General features: G+C 71.2%; 21 protein-coding genes. 7 read left to right on the forward strand and 14 right to left on the reverse strand.

Annotated elements, in window-relative coordinates:
- The first annotated feature begins 193 nt into the window (after positions 1–193).
- Entirely contained in the window at positions 194–1735 is a 1542-nt protein-coding gene (locus CW362_RS24185; protein ID WP_103551629.1) for a CYTH and CHAD domain-containing protein, read from the forward strand.
- Positions 1736–2321: 586 nt separating this feature from the next.
- On the opposite strand, the gene CW362_RS24195 is transcribed toward CW362_RS24185, so the two are convergent.
- Entirely contained in the window at positions 2322–2921 is a 600-nt protein-coding gene (locus CW362_RS24195; RefSeq protein ID WP_103551630.1) for a TetR/AcrR family transcriptional regulator, read from the reverse strand.
- Positions 2922–3038: 117 nt separating this feature from the next.
- On the opposite strand from CW362_RS24195, the gene CW362_RS24200 reads away from it, so the two are divergent.
- Both CW362_RS24200 and CW362_RS24205 read left to right on the forward strand, forming a co-directional pair.
- Positions 3039–3698 (forward strand): peroxiredoxin-like family protein, encoded by a 660-nt coding sequence (locus CW362_RS24200; RefSeq protein ID WP_103551631.1) that lies wholly within the window; start codon positions 3039–3041, stop codon positions 3696–3698.
- Positions 3699–4031: 333 nt separating this feature from the next.
- A complete protein-coding gene (locus CW362_RS24205; protein ID WP_376451231.1) occupies positions 4032–4898 on the forward strand; it encodes an endonuclease/exonuclease/phosphatase family protein in 867 nt (288 codons plus the stop codon).
- Positions 4899–5076: 178 nt separating this feature from the next.
- On the opposite strand, the gene CW362_RS24210 is transcribed toward CW362_RS24205, so the two are convergent.
- The 3 genes from CW362_RS24210 to CW362_RS24220 form a co-directional block, all read right to left on the reverse strand.
- Positions 5077–6684: an MDR family MFS transporter gene (locus CW362_RS24210; RefSeq protein ID WP_103551632.1), complete on the reverse strand. Its 1608-nt coding sequence runs from the start codon at positions 6682–6684 to the stop codon at positions 5077–5079.
- A gap of 419 nt (positions 6685–7103) precedes the next feature.
- The gene (locus tag CW362_RS24215) at positions 7104–8555 is read right to left on the reverse strand and encodes an amidase (protein WP_103551633.1); all 1452 of its coding nucleotides are present in this window, start codon (positions 8553–8555) and stop codon (positions 7104–7106) included.
- Between the two features lie 171 nt (positions 8556–8726).
- The gene (locus CW362_RS24220; protein ID WP_103551634.1) at positions 8727–9233 is read right to left on the reverse strand and encodes a hypothetical protein; all 507 of its coding nucleotides are present in this window, start codon (positions 9231–9233) and stop codon (positions 8727–8729) included.
- 89 nt (positions 9234–9322) lie between these two features.
- On the opposite strand from CW362_RS24220, the gene CW362_RS24225 reads away from it, so the two are divergent.
- Positions 9323–9688: a MerR family transcriptional regulator gene (locus tag CW362_RS24225; protein WP_103551635.1), complete on the forward strand. Its 366-nt coding sequence runs from the start codon at positions 9323–9325 to the stop codon at positions 9686–9688.
- Positions 9689–9839: 151 nt separating this feature from the next.
- Here CW362_RS24225 and CW362_RS24230 read toward each other — a convergent pair whose 3' ends face one another.
- A complete protein-coding gene (locus tag CW362_RS24230) occupies positions 9840–10238 on the reverse strand; it encodes a hypothetical protein (protein WP_103551636.1) in 399 nt (132 codons plus the stop codon).
- 208 nt (positions 10239–10446) lie between these two features.
- Positions 10447–10926 carry a hypothetical protein gene (locus CW362_RS24235; RefSeq protein ID WP_103551637.1) on the reverse strand — a complete coding sequence of 160 codons (480 nt, stop codon included), beginning with the start codon at positions 10924–10926 and terminating at the stop codon, positions 10447–10449.
- 348 nt (positions 10927–11274) lie between these two features.
- Here CW362_RS24235 and CW362_RS44730 point away from each other — a divergent pair, with 348 nt between their 5' ends.
- Positions 11275–11490: a hypothetical protein gene (locus CW362_RS44730; protein ID WP_240658000.1), complete on the forward strand. Its 216-nt coding sequence runs from the start codon at positions 11275–11277 to the stop codon at positions 11488–11490.
- Positions 11491–11798: 308 nt separating this feature from the next.
- Positions 11799–12596: a hypothetical protein gene (locus CW362_RS24245; RefSeq protein WP_162684197.1), complete on the forward strand. Its 798-nt coding sequence runs from the start codon at positions 11799–11801 to the stop codon at positions 12594–12596.
- 327 nt (positions 12597–12923) lie between these two features.
- On the opposite strand, the gene CW362_RS24250 is transcribed toward CW362_RS24245, so the two are convergent.
- On the reverse strand, positions 12924–14255 hold the full coding sequence (locus tag CW362_RS24250; protein WP_103551639.1) for a lanthionine synthetase LanC family protein: 1332 nt from the start codon (positions 14253–14255) through the stop codon (positions 12924–12926).
- A gap of 276 nt (positions 14256–14531) precedes the next feature.
- Between CW362_RS24250 and CW362_RS24255 the strand changes: the two genes are divergently transcribed.
- Positions 14532–15350, forward strand: a complete 819-nt coding sequence (locus tag CW362_RS24255; RefSeq protein WP_103551640.1) for a hypothetical protein — start codon at positions 14532–14534, stop codon at positions 15348–15350.
- 83 nt (positions 15351–15433) lie between these two features.
- Here CW362_RS24255 and CW362_RS24260 read toward each other — a convergent pair whose 3' ends face one another.
- From CW362_RS24260 to CW362_RS24290, 7 genes are all read right to left on the reverse strand, one after another.
- Positions 15434–15958, reverse strand: a complete 525-nt coding sequence (locus CW362_RS24260; protein WP_103551641.1) for a hypothetical protein — start codon at positions 15956–15958, stop codon at positions 15434–15436.
- 221 nt (positions 15959–16179) lie between these two features.
- On the reverse strand, positions 16180–16842 hold the full coding sequence (locus tag CW362_RS24265; RefSeq protein WP_103551642.1) for a lysophospholipid acyltransferase family protein: 663 nt from the start codon (positions 16840–16842) through the stop codon (positions 16180–16182).
- A gap of 206 nt (positions 16843–17048) precedes the next feature.
- The gene (locus CW362_RS24270) at positions 17049–17456 is read right to left on the reverse strand and encodes a hypothetical protein (RefSeq protein ID WP_103551643.1); all 408 of its coding nucleotides are present in this window, start codon (positions 17454–17456) and stop codon (positions 17049–17051) included.
- Between the two features lie 87 nt (positions 17457–17543).
- Complete coding sequence (locus CW362_RS24275; protein ID WP_103551644.1) at positions 17544–17873, reverse strand: CU044_2847 family protein; 330 nt, start codon at positions 17871–17873, stop codon at positions 17544–17546.
- Between the two features lie 17 nt (positions 17874–17890).
- A complete protein-coding gene (locus tag CW362_RS24280) occupies positions 17891–19120 on the reverse strand; it encodes an ABC transporter substrate-binding protein (RefSeq protein WP_103551645.1) in 1230 nt (409 codons plus the stop codon).
- Positions 19117–19944, reverse strand: coding sequence for a hypothetical protein (locus tag CW362_RS24285; RefSeq protein WP_162684198.1), 828 nt, complete (start codon positions 19942–19944; stop codon positions 19117–19119). The genes CW362_RS24280 and CW362_RS24285 overlap by 4 nt, the downstream gene beginning before the upstream one ends.
- A gap of 44 nt (positions 19945–19988) precedes the next feature.
- Positions 19989–21443 (reverse strand): VWA domain-containing protein, encoded by a 1455-nt coding sequence (locus CW362_RS24290; protein ID WP_162684199.1) that lies wholly within the window; start codon positions 21441–21443, stop codon positions 19989–19991.
- Positions 21444–21460 lie beyond the last annotated feature (17 nt).

The raw sequence follows: 21460 nt of genomic DNA on the forward strand, positions 1-21460 counted from the left end.
GGGCACGACGAAGCGGGTGCGTCAGCGACCTGCTCGCCGGCGGACCGCGGCACCGGATCGACGGCGGCACCGGACCGACCGCGACACCGGATCGACGGCGGGTGACCGGGCGACTCGCAGCACCCGAGATCCGCCAGATCCGCCACTGGTCACCGAAGGGTTTGAACTCCGAGAATATGTCTACGCGATCGATATGGCTCGTTCGACGCGTGAGACAGAACGCAAATACGCGGTCCCCGAGGCCGACACCTCCTGGCTGCCCGATCTGGCCGGTGCGGGCCCCGTCGCCTCCGTGGCGGACCAGGGAGCGCGGGAACTGGACGCCGTCTACTACGACAGTGACGACCTGCGGCTGACCCGCACCCGTGCGTCCCTGCGGCGCAGGACGGGCGGCACCGATGCCGGCTGGCACCTGAAGCTCCCGCTCCCGGGGGACAGCCGTGAGGAGATCCAGGCCTCCTTGACGTCGTCGGAGGACGTCCCCGAGGAACTGCGGTGTCTCACGCTCTCCCGCACCCGCGGCGCAGCACTGCGGCCCGTGGTACGGATCCGCTCCAGCCGCTCCCTGCATCATCTCCTCGACGCGGAGGGCGACGTCCTGGCGGAGCTGAGCATGGACGAGGTGTCCGCCGAGGCGCTCGTCGACGACGAAGGACGCATGACCTGGACGGAGATGGAGGTCGAACTCGTCCAGGGCGGGGACCCGGCCCTCCTGGACAGCGTCGAGAAGGTGCTGCGGAAACACGGCCTCGACCGGTCACAGAGCCCGTCCAAGGTCTCCCACGCCCTGACGGAAGCCACGTCCCTGCTGCACCGCGCGCCTGATGCGCGCGCCGACGTCGTCCCGGGGACGGCCGGCCGGCATGTGCTCGCCTACACGGACCGGCTCGTCGACGCCCTCATGGACCTCGACCCCGCGGTCCGTCGCGACACGCCCGACTCCGTCCACCGGATGCGTACCACGACACGCCGTCTGCGCGGCTGCCTGCGTTCCTACCGCTCCGTCTTCGACAGGGAGGTCACCGACCCCCTCCGGCGCGATCTGAAGTGGCTGGCCAACGAGCTCGGCGTGGAACGCGACCACGAAGTGCTTCGCGACCGGCTCACCTCGAAGGTGCGGGAGCTCTCCGGCGAGCTGGTCCTGGGCCCGGTCGAGGCACGGCTCAAGGCCTGGGACGTGGCGCGGCGGACCGAGGCCCGCCGCCGCACCCTCGATGCGCTCGCGTCGCCCCGCTACCTGAACCTGCTGAACGGCCTGAAGTCCCTCACGGAGGCGCCGCCGTTGCGCCCCTCCAAGGCGGCCGCCAAGCCCGAGAAAGTCTTCGGCAAGGTGCTCCGGAAGGAGTACCGCCGCCTCGCCGGGCGCATGGAGCCGGCACTCGCCACGGCGCCGGGCCCGGAACGGGACACCGCGATCCACGACGCCCGCAAGGCCGCCAAGAGGCTCCGCTACGCGGCGGAGGCGGCCCGCCCGGTCCTGGGCAAGCCCGCACGGCGCCTCGGCAAGCGCGTCAAAGCCGTGCAGCGGGTGAGCGGAGCCCAGCACGACAGTGTGGTGACGCGTGACGCCCTGCGGCGACTCGCGGTCTCCGCCCACGCGGCGGGGGAGCCCGGCTTCACATGGGGCATCTTGTACGGCCAGGAGGAAGCCGCGGCCACCGTCCGGGAACGACAGCTTCCGGAGGTCTGGAGCAAGGCCCGCGCGGCGGCTCGGAAGAAGGCCCTCCGGTCCTGAGGAGTCCGGACGGCGGCGGCATCCCGGTGCGGCCCTTTCCGGCGGGCGGGGCATTCCCGGCCAGGAGTCCCCGGGTCGCCACAGCGCGGACTTCCCCGGCCGGCCACAAGACCAGTGCTCGGCCGTGGCCAGTCGCCCACGGACCACAAGTAGCTGCCCGGTGTCGCTGCGCACGCCTCGAGGAGCTCGGCAAGGTCGAGCAGAGCCGCCTCCTGCCGGTCGTCGGTGCATCCCCGTGCCAGGGCGACGGCTTCCTGACGGGCGACCTGAGCTGCCTGTTCGCCGAACAGCGTGTCGCCGTACGGATCCACCCGGCCGAGCTTGCCGGGGCCATGCAGGTCGAGGGTGCTCAGCGCCCTCGCCGACGCTTCACCGTGTTCGTAGGAGCCCCGCAGCAAGGTGTTCCGGGACGACCGCTTTCGCGTCGGTCGCCCGGAGCGCAGTTCCAGCTCGATCCCCATGGCCCCTCCTCCGGCCCCGCACGGCGAGGCCTCGCGGAGATCATTCGATCAGACGCGACCCGGCCGGCACCCGTCATGAGTGCCGGCTCGTCGCGTTGCGCGGCAGGCGCTCGAGCGGCGCGGGGTCAGTCGGTCGTACCGCTGCCGAGTGACCGCAGCGCGGCGGCCACCGTGGCGCTCAGTGAACCGGCTTCGGCGCCCGCGCGGGAACGCAGGTTGACGCCGTAGGCGAGCAGCGCCAGCAGGTCGGCCGCCGTGGCCGGGTCGGTGCCGGGAGCCAGCTGGCCCTCGGCACCGGCGACGACGAGCACCGCACGCAGGGCTTCCCGCAGTTCCTCGTGATGCTGGTCGAGGAAGGCGCGGACGTCGGGGTCGCCGTTCTCCGCGCCGGCCTGCGCGTTGGAGATCATGCAGCCCCAGCGCGCGTACTCGCCCGAGCACCGGACCCCGATCAGCGAGTCGAAGAACTCCGCGACGGCGGGCAGCCCCCGGTCGTCCTCGGCGAGTCCACGGAACGCCGGTCGGGACCACTGCTCCCGGTAGCGGTGCAGCGCGGCGAGGTAGAGCTCCTGCTTGCCGCCGAACGTGGCGTACAGGCTGGAACGGTTGAGACCGGTCGCGGTGACGATGTCCTGGATCCCGGTCGTGGCCATGCCCTGCCGCCAGAACAGCCGTACCACCGTGTCCAGCACCGTGTCCGGATCGAAGTGCTTGATGTCCGGCATGTGTCACCCCATCAACTTGAAACAATAATTCCAAGATACCTGGTGCGGGGTGGAGGCCGCCGCTATCTTGAAACGGTCGTTCCAGGTAGCCCGTTTCGCAGACGAGGAGAAACCCCGATGACCGACCTCACCACCGAACTGCGCGCGCTCGACGAAACCCGGGACCGGCACATCCCCGCCGAGATGCGCCGGGTCATGGACCGGGCGGCCCGGGAGCTCGCCGACTCCGGGCAGGCGGGCCGCGCCCGCACCGTCGGCGAGCCCGCCCCGCGGTTCACCCTGCCCTCCGCGACCGGCGCCGTGGTGACCCTGGACGACCTGCTCGCCGAGGGCCCCGTCGTCCTCACCTTCTACCGCGGCGCCTGGTGCCCGTACTGCAACCTCGCCCTGCGTGCCCTCCAGCGGCACCACACCGACATCACCGCGCGTGGCGCCCGCCTGGTCGCCGTCTCCCCGCAGATTCCCGACGAGTCGCTCACCCTCACCGAGAAGCACGGTCTGGCCTTCGAAGTCCTCAGCGACCTCGGCTCCGACACGGCCGAGCGGTACGGCCTCGCGTTCGACCTCTCCGACGACCTTGCCGCCGTCTACGACAAGCTCGGCTTCGACCTCCAGCGCGTCAACGACGGCCACCCTCGCACACTGCCGCTGCCCGCCACTTACGTCATCGACCGGAACGGCGTGATCCGCTGGGCCTTCGTCGACACCGACTACACCGCCCGCGCCGAACCCGCCGACGTCATCGCGGCCCTGGAGTCCCTCGGCGGAACCCGCTAGGACTGCCGTCCGGATCATCCGGCAGCGGGAAGAGCGCGGTCACGTCGAGCGGCCGCGCTGGGGTGCTCGCCCTGGGCGGGCTCCTTGTCGTGGAGCGAGACCGGCGGAACCGTTTTCATCCGGTGATCCGTCTTGGGCGGCGGGGGCGGGAAGAGGGGAGGCCATGTGGAGCCAGGGGCGGCAGTTGCCCGGTGGATGCGGTGCCGGACCGGGGCGTGGGCTGAGGGCGAGGGCGAGGGCGAGGGCGAGGGCGGGAGGCGGGACCTGTGGTCCGGGCAGGTCTGGGGGCGGGGGCGGGTGCCCGCTGTGCTCGCGGTGCCGGCGGCCGGACTGATGGTCTTCCACCGGGCGGTGCCCAACTCCGTGGGGCACCTGGGCAGTCTGCTGGAGGCTTTCCTTCCGTGGCTGGGCCTGGTGGTCGTGGTGCTGTTCGTCGTGGCCGTGCTGCGCCGCTCGGCGGTCGCGCTGGTGGTGCTGCTGCTGCCGGTGGCGGCTTGGACCTCTCTCTTCGGGGGGCTGCTCGAGGCGGAGCACGGCTCGCACGACCTGGTGGTGGTGCAGCACAACGTCAGCGACGAGAACACCGATCCGGTGGGTACGGCCCGTGTTCTGGCCGGTGCCGGACCTGACCTGATCGCGCTGGAGGAGCTTGTGCCTCCGGCGTCGGCGGTGTACGCGCAGGCTCTCGGCCCGGACTATCCGTACCACGTGGTCCGGGGCACCGTCGGGCTGTGGTCGAAGCATCCGCTGAGCGGTGCCCGGCAGGTGGACATAAGACCTCGGCAGATCACGGAGAGCTGGAGTCGTGCGCTGCGCGCGGTCGTTCACACACCCCGGGGTGATGTCGCGGTGTACGTCGCGCACCTGCCCTCGGTCCGTTTCCGGGCGAGCGGTTTCGCCTCCTCGTGGCGGGACGAGAGCGCCGGACTGTTGGGCGAGGCCGTCGCCGTGGAGAAACTGAAGAAGGTCCTGCTGCTCGGCGATCTCAACGGTACCGTCGACGACCGCGGGCTGACCCCGCTGACCTCCCGGATGAACACGGCCGAGCGGGGCTTCGCCTTCAGCTTCCCCGCGGCCTTCCCCGTGGCCCGGATCGACCAGGTCATGGCCCGCTCGGCGACCGTCGGTCACATCCGTACCCTGCCGGCCACCGGCAGTGACCACCTGCCGGTGGCCGCCCGGATCACCGGTGTCTTCTGAAGACGTCCCGGCCCTCGGGACGGGGTGAGGATGCGCCGGTGCGGCGTCCGTCCGTTTCGGCCTCGGTCCCCGAGCCGGAGCGCATCGCCGTGCGGTCGCGGCAGGAGACGCGGACGACCGAAGCCGCCCGGGGCGATCCGTAACGGATCGCCCCGGGCGGCTTCGGTCGTGGAGCGGATCAGCCGACGGCAGCGGTCGAGGTGTCCTGAGCGGCGTCCTCGGGGGCCGTCTCGGGCTTGGCGGCGGAGTCGAAGCCGCGCAGCGGGACGTGGCGGATGAAGACGGCGACCAGCAGTCCGACGGCGGCCACGGCCGCGCCCCAGGCGAAGACCTGGACGACGCCGTCGGTGACGGCCTGCTGGAACACCTGCTGCGCCTTCTCCGGCAGGCTCTTGAGGGCCTGCGGCGTCATCTGGGCCACCTCGAACCGGCCGCCGTCCGCCCCGGCCGCCGTACCCATGCGGGAGGTGACGGTGTCGGTGAGGGTGGTGGCGTAGACCGAGCCCAGCAGGGAGACACCGACCGAGCCGCCCATGTTGCGCAGGAAGGTCGCGGCGCCGGTGGCGGCGCCCATGTTGCGCAGCGGCGCGTTGTTCTGGGCGATGAGCATGGTGCTCTGCATCAGGCAGCCCATGCCCGCGCCGAGCACCACCATGTACAGCGATGTGGTGGTGCGGGTGGTGTCGACGTCCATGGTGGCGAACAGCGCCAGGCCGGCGGCCATCAGGATCGTGCCGGCGATGGGCAGGGCGCGGTAGCGGCCGGTGCGGCTGATCAGGGCGCCGCCCGCCATCGAGACGACCATCGACGAGAGCATCATCGGCATCAGCAGCAGGCCGCTGTTGGTCGCGGAGGAGCCCTGGACGAACTGCTGGAACTGCGGCAGGAAGGTCACCCCGCCGAACATGGCGAAGCCGACGATGAAGCTGAGGGCACCGGAGAGCGAGAAGTTGCGGTTGGCGAAGACGGACAGCGGCATGATCGGTTCGGCGGCGCGGCGCTCGACGATCACGAAGGCGACGAAGGCGAGCACGGTCGCCACGGCCAGGCCGATGATGGTGACCGAGTTCCAGTCGTACTCGTTGCCGCCCCAGCTGGTGATCAGGACGAGGGTGGTGATCCAGGTGGTGAGCAGGGCCGCGCCGGTCCAGTCGATACGGGCCTTGCCGGTGCCGCGGGACAGCTTGGCCAGCGTGAACCAGCACACCAGCAGGGCGGCGACGCCCAGCGGCAGGTTGACGTAGAAGGCCCAGCGCCAGGTGAGGTGGTCGGTGATGAAGCCGCCGGCCAGCGGGCCGCCGATCATGGCGACCGGCATGACGGCCATCAGCACGCCCTGGTACTTGCCCCGCTCCCGCGGCGGCACGATCTCGGCCATGACCGCCATCACGCCGACCATCAGGCCGCCGGCGCCGAGGCCCTGGAGGGCACGGAAGCCGATCAGCTCGCCCATGTTCTGCGACATGCCGCAGAGCACCGAGCCGATGAGGAAGATGACGATGGAGGAGAGGAAGGTCATCCGGCGGCCGAGGAGGTCGCCGAGCTTGCCCCATATGGGCGTGGCGGCGGTCGACGCCAGGATGTAGCCCGTGGTCACCCAGGCGAGGTGGTTGAGCCCGCCCAGGTCACCCACGATGGTGGGCAGCGCCGGGGCGACGATCATGTTGTCGAGCATGGCCAGCAGCATCGCGATGACCAGGCCGCCCATGGTCATCATGATCTCGCGGTGGGTGAACCCCGGTGGTGCCTCCGCTTCCGGGGCGGGCTTCGCTGCTGTCGACTCCATGGCACTGCCTCTCTTCGAACGGTCACTGCAACAGCTGGGAGCAGCCCACACCGACGCGCTCCCGCCGTCCGCAAGGCATGCGGGCGTCGGGAGCGCGGAGAATGAGGGGATCCTGCCCCAGGCGCGGCTCGTACACAGCGAGCCGAAGCGGAGTTCGATGCACGCTCCACTTACCTGTCGTCAAGTAAATTACTTGCCGGACGGTAAGCTTGCAAGCCACATTCGGGAGCGGGAGAGAGCGGACGCCGAGGGCAGCGGGCGGAGGGCGTCGGCGCGGCGGTGGTGCCAGGGCCGAGATCCGTCGAACCGGGTGCCGCCGTCGGCGGGGAGCGTCGTCCGGGTGATGAATCCGTTGCGCCGTGGACACGGGCCGCGACGGCCGCCGTGCCTCGTCCTCGACGGGAACCCGGTACGACGCGTCACTTCGGTGCCTGGAAGCCGCCGATCCGCTGTTCGAGCAGGTCGGCCAGCCGCAGTGTGGTGCGGTCCTCGAACGTCGGACCGATGAGCTGCACTCCCACCGGCAGGCCCTCGGAGGACCGGCCCGCGGGTATCGCGGTGGAGGGCAGGCCGGGCATGGTGGCCAGGCCGGCCCAGACGAGCTGGTCGAGGTACGGGTACTCGACGCCGTCGATGTCGATCCGGCGTTCCAGCAGATCGGGGTTGTGGTCGTGCGGGAACGCGGGAGTCGGTGTGATCGGGCACACCACGGCGTCGAACTCGGCGAAGAGCTGCCGCCAGCGGTGACGGTGGAGCTCGCGACGGTCGTTCGCCCGGGTCCAGTCGCGGTGGCTGAACACCATCCCGCGCAGCCGCGCCGCGCCGAGACTCCGGTCGTCCGCGCTCAGTCCGGCTGCGCGGGTCCGCAGCTGTTCGTACGCGTCGGCGGGAAAACGCGCGACGGAGCCCGAGAACAGCAACTGCGTGTAGATCGTCGCGGCTTCGGCCAGGTCGGGCAGCAGCGGACTGTGCCGTTCGACGTGGGCGCCGCCGTCGACGAGGGCGTCGGCCACCCGGTTCACGCCGGCCCGCACGGCGGACCCGGTCGGAATGAACGGATGCTCGTCGAGGACCAGGACCCGGAAGTCGCTCAGCCGCTGGTGGCGTGCGGGCGGCAGGGCCAAGTCGTGCGCCACGCCGAGCGTCAGCGGGTCCGGCCCGGCCATGACGTCGAGCAGGAGCGCGAGGTCGCGGGCGGTGCGCGCCATCGGGCCGACGACGGCGAGATCGAAGTCGACCGGCAATGCCTGCATGGTCGGCGGGACCATGCCGCGGTTCGCCGCCAGCCCGAGTGTCGGCTTGTGCGCGTAGACACCGCAGAAATGCGCGGGGGCACGCAGCGAACCGCCGATGTCGGAGCCGATGGACAACGCGCCGAATCCAGCCGCCAGGGCCGCCGCTGATCCTCCGGAGGACCCGCCCGGCGTACGGCCGTGATCCCAAGGGTTGTTGGTGGTGCCGTAGATCTCGTTGAAGCTCTGCAGATCGTGCAGCCCCAACGGCACATTGGTCTTACCGAGCACGACCGCGCCGGCGGCTTTGAGCCGCGACACCTGTACCGCATCCTCGGCCGGTACGAAGTCCCGGTACTGCGGCATGCCCCAGGTCGTCGGCATCCCGGCCATGTTGTAGGACTCCTTGACCGTCACCGGAATGCCCAGAAGCGGCCGATCCTCGCCCCGGCCGAATTCCTGGTCGGCATGACGCGCAGCCGCCCGGGCGCGATCGAAGTCAGGGACGCAGATCGCGTTGACCACCCCCTCGTCCCGCTCGATCCCGGCGATCGCCGCCTCGGTCAATTCCACCGAGGACACCTCACCGGCGCGCAATGCGGTCGCTAATTCTCCGGCCGACCGAAAATTCCAATCCATGAATCTGACGCTAACGGACCGCCGTCGGAGCCATAAAATTCTGCTTTCCGCAACGGAAAAGTCTGCGAACTCTCGCCCGGCGGCGTGCTCGAGGGTGAAGGCGAGGAGGGGGAGCGGGGTGTCGTCTGTGCGTCAGGAGATGACGCCGGATCAGCCGGATCAGCCGCACGCTCAAGGAGCCGTCCGGCCGGACCCCGGGCTGAGTCCAGCGTGGCTCTCGCTCGCCCAGGCTTCGCCGGCGAGGCCGTCCACGAGGTCGGTGCGCCAAGCCCGCCGCCACCACGGCAGAAGCTGGACGACGCCGAACGCCGCCTCGACGACGAAGAAGAGCCACAGCAGCCGCGTGGCACCGTGGGTCAGCGCGTACGCCTGCCAGGTGGCGAACAGCGTGCGCGCGACACCGTCGAGCAGTCCGTGCACCGGCAGCGGCCTGACGATCCGCAGGAGTGCCCAGACGACCACGACCGAGCCCATCAGATTCGCGTACAGGGTCTGCATCGGGTCGAGGGCGGGCAGAACGCCCAGCCCGAACGTGTCACCCAGTGACGACAGCACGTCGTGCAGCAGCGCGTAGGTCCACGGCGTGGCGAATCCCGCCGTGACGACGAGGTCGTACCACGCGCTCACGCGGACGAGTCGAAGATAGGCGCGGCGGGAGGGGGCGAAAGGACGGATCACACGAGGCTCCTGCTGGTCTCACGGCAGCGACGCCTCACGGTAGACAGTGGAGTACTGTCCAAGGTCAAGTCGCAGTCCGGTGGAGGGTCATGCGTATCGGGGAGCTGGCCGCGCAAGCGGGTACGACCAAGGACACCATTCGCTTCTACGAGAAGATCGGCCTCGTCACCGGCCGGCGGCTGGCCAACGGCTATCGCGACTTCTCGCCGGAGACGGTCGGCTGGCTGCAGTACGTCCGCACCGCGCAAGCGCTCGGCTTCTCGCTGGCCGAGATCGCACGGCACGGCGAGGAACTGCGTGACGCGCCGGACGACGCCGAGGCGCTGTCCGCACTGTTGAAGGAGAAGATCGCGGTCATCGACGCGCGCATGGCCGAGCTCGCCGCCCTGCGGGCCGACCTCGAAGAGCGCGTCGGCACCGGCTGCCCGCTGCGGCCGGCCGGCCGGGCCGGCTGAGTACCGGGCCCGGCCCGGGACGGGGTCTTCACCGGCACGCGGGCGAGTCGGACACCCAGGACGCAGGGTGCGCCTCGGCCGACGTGAGCAGGCGGAGGGGAACGCCGCCGTCCGCCTGGCGACCTGGACCCGCCGCCTATCGGCTCAGGGCTCAGGACGCGACGGCGTAGATCGCCAGCCCCAGGCAGAGGAGAAGCCAGACCAGGGCGACCGCGCAGGTGAGCCGGAACCGGAATCTGCCCCAGTACTCCGCCCGTCGGCCGTCGGGGGTGTCGGTGCGCCAGACCGACGGGATGTCGACGCGGCCTTCGGTGATGGCCGTCGCGGCCCGCCGCGCATCCCCGGGGTGATAGTGGTAGTAGGTCGGCGCCGCCCCGTACGTGCCCCGGCTCTCCCCGCCGAACCGGCGGACGCGGACCTCCGCACGACCGGCGGCGCCCGGCAGCCACTCCTCACGCACCGGCCACAGCTCGGCGACCTCACGACTGTTCAGCCAGGGTTCCTCCTCGCGCGCGGGCTCGAGTGCTCCCGGATCCGGCGTTCGCGGCATGCTTCCCCCTCGATGCAGCAAGTCCCCAGTACACACCCGCCGCCCCGCACGCCGACAGGGTGCCTGAGGCGCCGCCCCGCGCGATCGACGCGACCTTGCCGGGCCGTCGGACGGCGCCCGACGCCGACACCGCGCACGACAGGCCACCCACCGGCACACGAGTGACCGGAGGGAAGCAGTGTCCATGGCGGGAGCCGTCCTGCCCGGGTCAGGGTGAGGTTCCGACGCTGCTGACCCAGACGTGGAGGGGCGTGGTCTCCGGTGCGGCCCCGGGCTGTTCCGAGTGGTTCCGTACGTCGTCCAGTTCCGGCCAGGTGACGACGCCCGGCTCGCTGTCGGTCAGGAACTCCTCGATGACCGGAGCGAGATCGTCGGAGGCCGCGTAGACGGCGCTGAACGGCAACGCTTCCACCGGCAGGGAACTCGTCGAGCACCGGAGCTGTCCGGTCTGTTCGTCGTGCCACACGTAGAACGTCGCCGTCTCGGGAGAGCCCAGTTCTCGAATGCGTTCCCGGATGGCGGCAGCGGTTTGCTCGAAGGCCGACACCACCTCGGGGACGGACAGCGAACGCCTGTCCTCGGCCCCCGCGCTCAGCGACCAGGTGTTGACCTCCGCCTCCGCGCGCGGGTCGTCCGGCTCCAGCACCAAGGGCTCGTCCGCCACCTCGGCGATCCATGTCAGCAGCATCACCGCAGTATCCCTGTACGTCGGCCGACAGCGGACCAGAAGCGGCCCGACCGCCGTCCTGAGCGGAGGCCACGCGAATTCACGTGCAAACCGCGGCCGGGTCCGCGACCATTGGCCGATGACCATGGAACCGGCCCTTCTCGGTTTGAGTGTCGTGTGCCCACCGCCCGAGGAGGGCGGCGTGGAGGTCCGCCCGATCGTCGATGGCCGGGATCTTCTGGCCGACGTGTTCCCCGGTGGCGGGGGAGGCCCCTCGTACAAGGGAGCAGCGCCCCGGTACCTGTTGGGCCCGGACGGGCCGCTGCATGCCATTGCGACGCCCCACGATGTCCGCTCCACGTCGTCCTGATGCACCCCCGCGACTGGGCCGATGCGGATCAGCCCTGGCTCCAGTTCGGGATGATCCTCCCGATCTCCGCGGACGATCCGTCGGACCAGGCCGAATACCTCGAAGCGCGGCTGACCGCGGGCGATCCCCGTGCCGCCGCCGAGGTCTGGGGAGGTTCGCACGATGCCGAGCAACTGGGCTACCCGTGGCCGCCGGTCGACCCGCTGCCCATGTGAACGGTCGGAAGAGGTGACGTCGGGCCTCTGCTGCCCTCGGGTACCCACTCGCAACCGCCGTCTCCATGGGGAAACGTGACCGTACGGGTGGGGAACGATTCCAGCCGCACGTCGGTGTCGTCCACGCGTTCGTGCGACGCGGAGCGGTCGATCCCGAATCCCTCACGCACCGGGTCGGCGGCCTGGGGCATCTGCTGTCCGTGACGTGGTCACGGCCGGATGGTCGACCGCAACCATGGACGGCTGTGCGGCGTGTGATCCGGTGGGGCGGCTTTCGTCTGTTTCCGACCGGAAGGTGGGGGAGTTCGATGACGCAGGAGCAGACCGGTGGCACGACGTCGGGGACGAGGCCGGGCACGAGGTGGCCCGGAGCGGTGCGAGGCCCCGTGCTGCGCTGGGCGTTCCGCTTGGCGATGGCCGCCTTGGTCCTGCTGCTCGCGATGCGTACCTACGAGGAGACGGGCGTCGCGCACGCGCGGTCGAACGGGACGCTGCACACGGTCGGGGCCACCATCACGAAGCTGACGTCCCGTACGACGAGCGGGAGGGACGGCGGAGGCCAGGACGGCGGCAGCGGCGACTGGACCGTCACCACGAAGTACACGATCGAACTGCGCGTCGGCGACGGGACGAAGACGGTGAACGGCGTCCCGGACGATTCCGCGAACGGTTTCCAGGAGGGGCAGCGGGTCCGGGCGGGCCTGTGGCACGGGCGGGTCGTGGAGATCGACGGACGTGACGTGTGGCTCGGTTGGCACCCCGAAGGACGGGACTTGGCACTGTTCGTGCTCTACCCGCTGATCGCGGGTTATCTGATGGCTCTCGCCCTGGCCGCCGCCGCGTACCTGGTCGGCCTCGACGGCCGGGGACGGCTGGAGCGGCGAGAGCGGGCCGCCCCCTGGGCGTTCGGGTTCCTCGTCGCGGTGGTGGCGTGCTTCGTGCTCCTGGGGTGTGCGGCTTTCGGGAACACCATCGCGTACTGGCCGCTCGTTCCCCTCGGAGTCGGAACCGCCACCGCGCTGGCGGCGCTGAGCCGAGTGCTCCGGCGGGCCCGGACCACGCGGGTCGAGGACTCACGCGGTGGGAGCGCGTCGGCCCAGGCCTGATGGCCGGACCCGGCCGCCCTGCACACGCCCGTGACGGGGCCTGCCGACGACAGCGGAGCAGCCACCCCGCCCGGGGTGTGACGGTTCGTGACGAGAGTGCCGGAAATCCCGGACCGCGCAACTACCCTCCGCCGCACGGGACTTGTCCCATCCGCCGGGACAGCAGGGCAGCCGGACCGCCGACCGGAACCGTGGTGCCGCGATACGACGACCGGCGGAGCGGCCCCGTCTTCATCCTGGTGTCGACTCGGGTCGATGCGTCTCGTGACCGTAGCCGTCCGCTCGCTTCGATCAGGAGACACTCGCGTGGTCGTCCACCGGTCGGCCTCAGACCGCTCGAGCGGTCAAGCGCACCTCGTCGGGCACGGCCCACCACTGATCCGGCCGGTCCACCGCAAGAGCCTTCGGACCTGTCTCGATGAACCGGCCGAGGCGCAGAAGATAGGCTGCGATACCCGACGCTCCCTGCATCCACGCGGTGCCGGGCGACAGCAGGGGCTCGTCGTTCCGGTACTCCACGAAGCGCCAGCAGGCACCCGATCCGTCCTGGATCGCCCGCTCCACGAGCGCGTCACCCATCGTGCGGGCCCCGCGCAGGAGCGTTTCCGCCCAGTCCGTGCCCGCGTAGTCCTGTGCGGCGTCCAGGAGTACGTCCCCGACCCCCGCCGTGCCGCAGCACCGGCCGTCGTTGTCCCAGAACCCGGGGCGCAGTCGCTCGGGAATGCCCGACGTGAGGAGGGAGGTCAGGCAACGCCGACGCAGCTCGTCGACCTGGAATCCTGCCACCTGCGTGATACCGGCGTGCGACAGCGCCGAGAACAGGTGCGAGGTTCCCGCCGGGCCGTGACACCAGGTGTAGGTGAGGGGTTCCACCTCCCGCTTCGACGGCGGGATGGTGTGCGGTACGACGAACCCGCCGTCGTCGAGCACACCCACCGACAGGACGTGCCGGGCGCCTTCGACCGCCGCCTCGACGAAGTCGTCACGGTCGAGCGCCGCGCCCGCCACGGCCAGCGCGGCAGCCACCCCGGCGGTGCCGTGGGAGTAGTTGGGCGCCCGCCACTGCGTACTCGCCGCGATGCCCCAGTCCAGGCCCGCTTCCGTGCGGTCCGCCGTGCGCAGCAGCGCCTCGCACCCCGTCGTCGCCATCGCGTCCGCGAACTCTCCCCCGGCCCAGACCGCCGTCATGACGATTCCCGCGCTACCCATGATGATGTCGTTCAACGGGGCGTCGGAGTCCGGTTCGAACTCGAGGGTCGTCCTCCAGCCGTCGGAGGTCGTCAGCTCGTGCAGCCGCCGCAGGGCGACGGACTCCGTGCCCGGCGCGAGCAGACGCAGTGCCGTGCCGTCACCGGCGAGCCCGTCGTACAACGACGGCTCGACACGCCCTTCGGCCTCTGCCGACAACCTGGTCACGATCCCGTCGGCCAGGGCCCGCTCCCGTTCCGTCAGTTCACGGTGCTGCGCGAGCTCCGTCAGTACCGGCGCCAGGCCCGCTATCCCCGAGTACAGCGAGTCACGGTCCTTCGCCGGTGTCACGTCCTGACCGTCCCCGGACACCGTCTCCGGGAGCCACGGGCCCTCGTCCTCGCGCACCTGGTCCAGCACCCACGACCACGCCGCCTCGCCCAGCTGCTTGTACGCCTCGCTCGTCGCCATCCGGCGACGATACATCCACCTGAAAAGGCCAGGAGATCGCGAGCGCGGGGACCGCCGACGCTCCTCCGACAGGCGGTGACGGCCGGCCCCTGCGGCGAGGGCCGTGCCCGAGCGGATGTCCGACCGTGCCGGTTTCCGTGGGTGCCGTTTCGAGCGGATCCGGGAGCAGGCCGGGGACGTGAATCGACGCGCGGGGCGAGGCCACGCCGCTCCCGTCGCAGGACCGAGGGCGAAATCCACGGGTGCCGACGATGCGATGACGGCTACGTTGACAGCGTGCATCCCATCCGGTTCTCCGCCGTCCGAAGTCACGGCATCCACGTCTTCCACCACCTTCCGGGCGGCGACGTGACCGTGTCCAGGCACTGGCCAGGGCTGTTCGAGGAATGGCCCGAGGGGAAGACGCCGTTCTCCGAGTGGGCGGTGAACAACAACAACATGGAGGAAGTCGCCGTCTACGTGGGCCTGGTCTGGCGCCTGACAGCCGGGCTGGCCCGCTATGCGATTCCGGCGTACTACCGCGACGACGTCGCGCGGAAGCTGGGCCGTGAGCCGGTTCTGGTCGACTGGGAGTACGAGGTCGACGCCGGACGACTGACCGCCGAGTCGCGGGACAGAGGCTTCGTTCCAGGGCGCTCGGCGGTCGCGGTCCGCCCTCGGCCCACCGCCCGGGAGGTGGAGAACGCGGGCCGCGCGGGCCTGTTCCCACTGGCGACCCCGCGGGACCTGGTGTCCGTGCTGCACGCCGTGATCTTCGACGCCTCCTCGGAGATCACCGTGTTCGCCGTTCCCCCGGGCGCCGGACGCCTCGAGCGCCTGACCGCGGCGTTGCGGGGTCCGGTGCGGCCGACCCTGGGCGATGTCCTCGGGGACGACGGGATCTTCCTCGACCTCACGATCGGTTCCGATCTGGGCAACTACGACTCGGTCGTCGTCGCGTCCCGCAGTGATCTGCTCAGCCCGCTGACCGACCTTGCCGCGGACTGCGCGCGGCGTGTCGAGTCCTACGAGCAGCGGCTGGACGAACTCCGCGGCGTCTCTGACTTCCTGCGGGCGATGCCCGAACTCGCAGGCGTGGACCTGGACGCCTCCTGAGCGCGACCGCCTCATGCATGGGCGGCATCGGCTCGGAGCCGGGGACCTCGGGCGCACCCGCGCGCCCGGGAAACCCGAAGGGTTCAAGTCTCCTGGAGGGCTTTCTTCGCCGTGTCGATGAAGCGGCTGAGAGCCGCCCAGTAGGGGTGGTAGGCGGCGTCGAAACGGTCCTCGGCGCCGGCCACGCCGGAGAGGACGGCGTTGAGGGCCTGGTACGGATCAGTGGTCGCCTGTTTCATGGCGTAAGCCGCGGTGGCCGCCTGTTCCGGCCCCTCGAGCTCGACGACCCGCACGGCTCGCCGCAGGTCGCCGTACGTGTCCCGAATCCGGTCGCGGAATTCCTGGATCGTCGCCGAGCGGTTCTCCGGGCCGCTGGAGCGGTGTGCCTCGGACGTCTTCCAGTACAGGTCAGCCATGCGCTGCCCGTGGTGGATGAGGTCCAGGTACGCCGCTCGACGAGCGTCACGGAGCCGTTCCGCTCGCTGGGTCGCTGTCGCGGCATCCGCCTGGATACGAGCGGCCCTTGTGTTTCCCCGGCTGGTGACCCAGCCGGCGAGGACGGCGGTTCCGCCGGTCAACGCGGCGATCCAGAACGTGTTGTCAGCCATGCTCCGCAGTGTCGGGGGAGAACCACGCGATCGCCAGGGTGGGCGTGTCGCTGAAGGGTGTTGCCCGAGGCCGAGTACGGGCGGGTCGGAGCGGGTGGCGGGCTCTTCCGCTCATGCCGTGACGGCGAGGTCGTGGGTGTGGGCGACGGCCCGGTCCTTTCGGATCGCGGCCGGACCCGAAGCACACGGGCGGCCGCGGGGGTGTGGCGGACGCCGTCGGCCTACGCGGCGAGCGCGGCGGGTTCTCCGAGCCGGGCGGCGGCCGTGCGCCAGGCGGCCGTCACCGCCGTGCGGGCCTGCTCGGTCTGGGCGGCACCCTCTGCCGTCAGCTCGATCGGCTCGCCCACGTGCACATGCAGGTGCGGACGGCGAAGCGGCGCCGTGAACAGGCCCGCGAGCTGCTTGGCCGTGCTTCCCGAGGCGATCCGACGGGCCCCGGCCTGGCCCACGGGCACCACGGGAGCCCCGGTTCGCCGGGCGAGCCGGGACAAGCCGCTGCGGAAGGCCCCGGGAGCCGCTTCCGCGGCGTCCGCCCGGTGCGGGAGACCGCCCTCGGCGTAGATCAGGACCAGGTGCCCGCGTTCCAGCGCCTCGGCGGCTCCGTCCAAGGCGTCCGCCGCGTGCAGGTCGCCACGGTGGACGGGTATGTGCCCTTCGCGGGCGAGGGCATGTCCGAGGAGCGGGACGCGCCACAGTCCGGCGGCCGCCATGACGACCGGACGGGCACCGAGGCGGTGCAGCGCGGCGAGCACGACGGCGGGGTCGGCGAGCGAGGTGTGGTTCGCGGCGATGATGCTGCCGGGGGCGAGTTCGGTGCCCGCGTCGGTGGTGATCGTGAGGCGGCCGACGGCGGGCACGAGGACGTCGGCGAGGCGGCTGAGCATGTTCGGGTCTCCAGATCTCGGCAGTGTCGGCCTTCATCGTCGGCCGTGAGAGGCGCCGGGGCCTGAGTAGCCGAACTCATCTTCCGCGGCCGGTACCCGAGGGCGGCCGCCGTGGGGCAGCCTGCCGCGCGCTCCGGGACGGCTCCCGCTGCGGGCCGTCTTCCCGGCCGTCAGCGCACCGGCCGCTCCCGGCGCGCGCGGGTCCGTCAGCCGACCCCGATCCCGAGGAGCAGCGTGCCGATCGACGCCAGCGTGAGACCCAGCGGGATCAGGCTCACCCCGATCCCCACGCCGAGACTCCTTCTCCTCGCCAAGTACCACGGCACGCCCAGGGAGAGCAGCGCCAGCAGGAGCAGCACCAGCGTCGCGCCGATGGCGACCTCCGTGCGTCCGCAGGGGTTGGCGGCGGAGCAGGAGTCCAACGCCATGGGGGACATCAGCAGCAGGAGGGCGGCGACGAGTTGGACCGGCAGTGCCACCAGCGCACCGGCCAGCGGGGCGATCCACCACTTCCGCGGTGCCCGCGTCCGGTCGGCGGGGAGGGGGCCGGCCAGGGACGGCGGCGGTGAGGAGGAGGGCTGGGGGGAGACCTGCGGTCCGGCGGTTGTGCTCATGGGCACAGTATGGCGTCCTGGTGAACGTCCGGTGAAGGTGAGGGTCCTTCATGTCCGGCTCGTCGGCCGGTGGGTGCCGGTCCGGGGTCAGTTCGGTGGTGTCGGTTCCGTGCCGCTCCAGCGGAGCGTGACGTCGAGGTGGGTGCTCGTACCGGCGCTCGTCAGGACCGCGCCGAGTTTGGCGTCCAGGACGACGCCGAAGGTGACCTCCACCTCGTCGGGCCGCTGGGCGATGTCCCGGAACTGGCCGATCACCTCGGAGGCGGCGGAGGTGATCGGCACCAGTGCCTCGCGCAGACTCCTTCCCGCGCTCTCCAGACGGGTCCCCAGGCCCACGGCGCCGGTGCCCGTGCGGGCGGGTGGGGCCACGAGGACGACGGTGCCGTCGTCGAGGGTGAACTGGACGGCGTCGGGCATGAGGACTCCTGGAGGGATCAGGGACGGTCAGGGTGGCTGCAGAGCGGTCCGGGCGGTGGCGAGGACGGGGGGCGCGCGTATCCGAATTGCTCCTGGACCCTGTCGAGCGCCGCCAGGAGGGGGAGCAGGCGCCTGCCGTTCGTGAAGTTCAGGACCGCACGGTAGAAGGCGGCGGAAACGTCGGGATCCATCGCGTCGGCGGCGCTGAAGCAGAGCGTGTGACCGGGGGAGCGGAACAGCGCGGCTATCCGGCCCTGAGTGGCGTTGTCGTACTCGGTCACCTCGTTGTCGGCGGAGAGCGCGAAGCCGGGCTCGTTCACCCAGGCCTGCTGGGCCCGCGCGCTCGCCAGGTACTCGATGAACTCGTCGGCGCTCTCGTTCCCGGTGAACTTCCCGACGAAGTCCGCCGAGACCTGTAGGACTTCACGGGAGGACGGTACGTACGTGTACCCCTCGTCCTTCACCTGGGCCGGCTCGAAAGCCATCGCGGACAGGGCGCCGTGGCTCAGGGAGCACTGCCTCCTGGTCATCTTCTCGGCGGCGGCGCGGAAGTTGAACGTGGCGGCGTCCTTGCGAGCGCCCGCCACGATGTCCCCCCACGTGGTCCACGCCTCCTTGACGGGTTCCTTGTCCCACCGTGTGTCGCCCGAGGCCCAGGCGGTGTACGGGCCGACGCCCTCGTCGGCGAGCAGGATGTCCGCTATCCAGTCGGCGCCGGGCCAGCCCGACGTCGGACCGGACTCCAGCCCCAGGCACCATGTGTCGGAACGGGACCGCAGAGCCGTCCAGTTGCCGGGAGGCCGCGGGGTGACCCTGGCGTCGTACCAGACGAGGCTCTTGACGTCGGCCTTGACGGGGACGGCGTAGACGTCCCCGCCGTTCATGCCGAGCCCGCGGAAGGGCTGCGCGTAGGCGTCCGTGTCGACGTCCAGTTTCCGGAGCGCGCCTTCCTCGCGGTACTCGGCGATCGCTCCCACACTGGGCAGCACCGCCAGGTCGGGCTCCGCGTCCGCGGCCACCGCGGCGTCGAGCTGCTGGGTCAGGGCGCGGGTCACCTGTGGTTCGACGTCGACGTCGTGGTCGCGCTCGAAGTCCTTGACGACCGCGTAGAACGCCTTGAACTCGGTGCCGGACCAGGGAACCATGATCGTCACCTTGTCCCTCTCCGGCTTCTCGCACGCGACCGGTGCCGTGAGCAGACCGAGGACCAGGGCGCAGCGCACGAGGGGTGTCGTGAGCCGTCTCATGAGCGGGGGAACCTGTACTCGGCGAGACGGGGACGGTAGGCCAGGTACGCGAGCGCGCCCGCGGCGGCGAGCACGGGCAGCGCGATCGCCGGGGCGAGCGGGTCGGTCGTGCACATGATGACGCCGATCGACGAGGTGGCCAGCAGGGCCACGACGAGCGCCGGGCCGGGGAGGCGCCGGAAGTGGTGGACCACGATGTAGTCGGTCGCGCAGACCAGCAGCAGCATGACCGCCACCGGCCCGAGGAACAGGGGCCGGAGGAGAGCGGGGTCGCGCCAGCCCGACCTGAGCTGGTCGTGGCGGGCTCGGACCTCCAGCTCCTGGAGATCTCTGAGTGATTGCCTGAGGCCGCCGGTGAAGGGGACCGGCGACTCGCCGTCGTACTCCGGCGCGTCGTCCAGTGCGTCGCGTGCCCTCGCCAGGCCCGGTGCCCCGTCGAGAACCGCCGTGTTGGCCGTCTGTACGTACGTGGTCAACTGCTCCTGGACGAACTGGAGGTGGCTCAGCCCCTGTTCTCCGGCCGCGTTGCCCTCGGCCGCCGAGGTGAGGTGGGAGGCCACGCGGGCGGTGGCGCCGGCGAAGTCGTTGCTGGTGCCCGTCAGGTCGATCGCTTCGCTCAGGGAGACGGCGCGGAGCGCGTCGTTCGCCTTCCCCGCCTCGTCGTACGCCGCGTCGATGTGCTGGATGGCCGTCGTCGTACGGCGGGCGGCGGCGATCTCCTCCCCGCCCCGGTTCGCCACCACCAGATACAGCAGCGCCGTCACCGCCACCGTGCCCAGCACGGACGCCCTGAGCCGGCGCAGCACCACGACCGGGTGGGGCACGCGGGACCGCGCGAGGGGACGCGGCGCGTGGAGCCGCCCGCCGGTCACGGCGTGTCCGCCTGCCCGCCGGCCGTGCCCGCGGCGTCCAGCCGGTCCCCGCACTCCTGGCAGAACCTGGCGGTGGGCAGCGTCGACGCCGTACCGCACCGTGGGCACGCACGCGGCGGCCCGGATCCCGGGGAGGGGGGTTCGTACGGGCCGTCCGGCTCTCGGGTGATCCTGGTCGAGGCGACGCCGATCCTCTGCACCAGTCCCCGGGAGACGTTCCGCCGCACCCGCGGCAGACCGTCGGGGCCGTCGGCGGCGATCTCGCGCAGCAGCCGCAGGCGCGTGGCGTCCGGGAGGGACGCCGCGAGACCGATGGCGAGGCGCAGTTCGCGGTCCGCGCGCTCGAGGTCACCGCGCTCGTGGGCGTCGGCGCAGGCGCGCATGGCCATGCCCAGCTCGCGTTCGTTCTCGACGCGGGTGAGGTCGGCGGAGGGGACGATGGCGGATCCCGGTGTCGAGCGGCGGCACACGGCCATGGCCGCGCTGTCCGAGCAGGGCCTCCGGGTTCCGTCGGGGAACTCGGCGTGCAGGGTGACACGGACGGCCCGCAGGATCTCGTCGACGGTCAGGCTGTCGGGGGTGAAGCGGAGGGAGATCTGGTACTGGCGGCGCTCCGGGGACCATGAGCCCAGCGGGACGAGCGTCTCACCGTCATGCTGTTGACGTGCCGTCAGTTCGGCCTCGACGGGGCGGGTCTGCCGTACGAACGCGAGCTGGAAACGCCTGTTGAGGCGCAGCCCCAGATACACCCGGGGAACGACGATCCGCTGCGCCTCGCGCATCAGGCGGGTGAAGTCCTCCGTGAGGTCGGAGACGGTGACGACGGCCTCGGCGGTGCCGTGCAGGGCCTCGGCGACGCGGATGAGTTCGGTGTAGTGCCAGTCTTCGCCCAGGCCCCTGGCGTCACAGACGAACCGGTCGGTGCACGTCGTGAGGATCTCGTCGAGTTGTCCGGGTGTCTCGTGCTCGTTCTTGCCGTCCGTGTAGAGGACGGCGTGGCGCACCGTGCCGGGGGAGTCCACCGTGGCGAAGAGGTGGCGGGCGCGGGCCAGCCACTGGCCGATCGCCGTACCGCCCTCGGCGAGTTGACCGGCCACCCGGAGTTTGGCGTCCTCCCGGACCCGGGCGTCGACCCGGGCCAGGCCGTCCGTCGCAGGGAAGATCACGTCGGCCCGGTGATTGCCCGCGACGATCCCGAGGAGGGTGCCGTCCCGCAGGGTGTCGATGGCGGCGCACATCGCGCGCTTCGCCTCGTCCAGTCTGTAGCCGGACATCGACAACGAGCGGTCCATGATGAGGATCTCGGCACCAGGAGTCCGCCCGGCCGAGGCCGCGGCGGAGTGTGCGGTGACGGTGATCAGGGCGTCCGCCCGTCGCTCGTCGTAGGACAGATCCGAGGGCGCGTCCACTTCCAGGGTGAAGCCGAGCCCCAACGGTGACTTGTCCTCCACCGGCACCCCCGTCCGTG

It is taken from the genome of Streptomyces populi (assembly GCF_002911015.1).
Classification (GTDB): Bacteria; Actinomycetota; Actinomycetes; order Streptomycetales; family Streptomycetaceae; genus Streptomyces; species Streptomyces populi.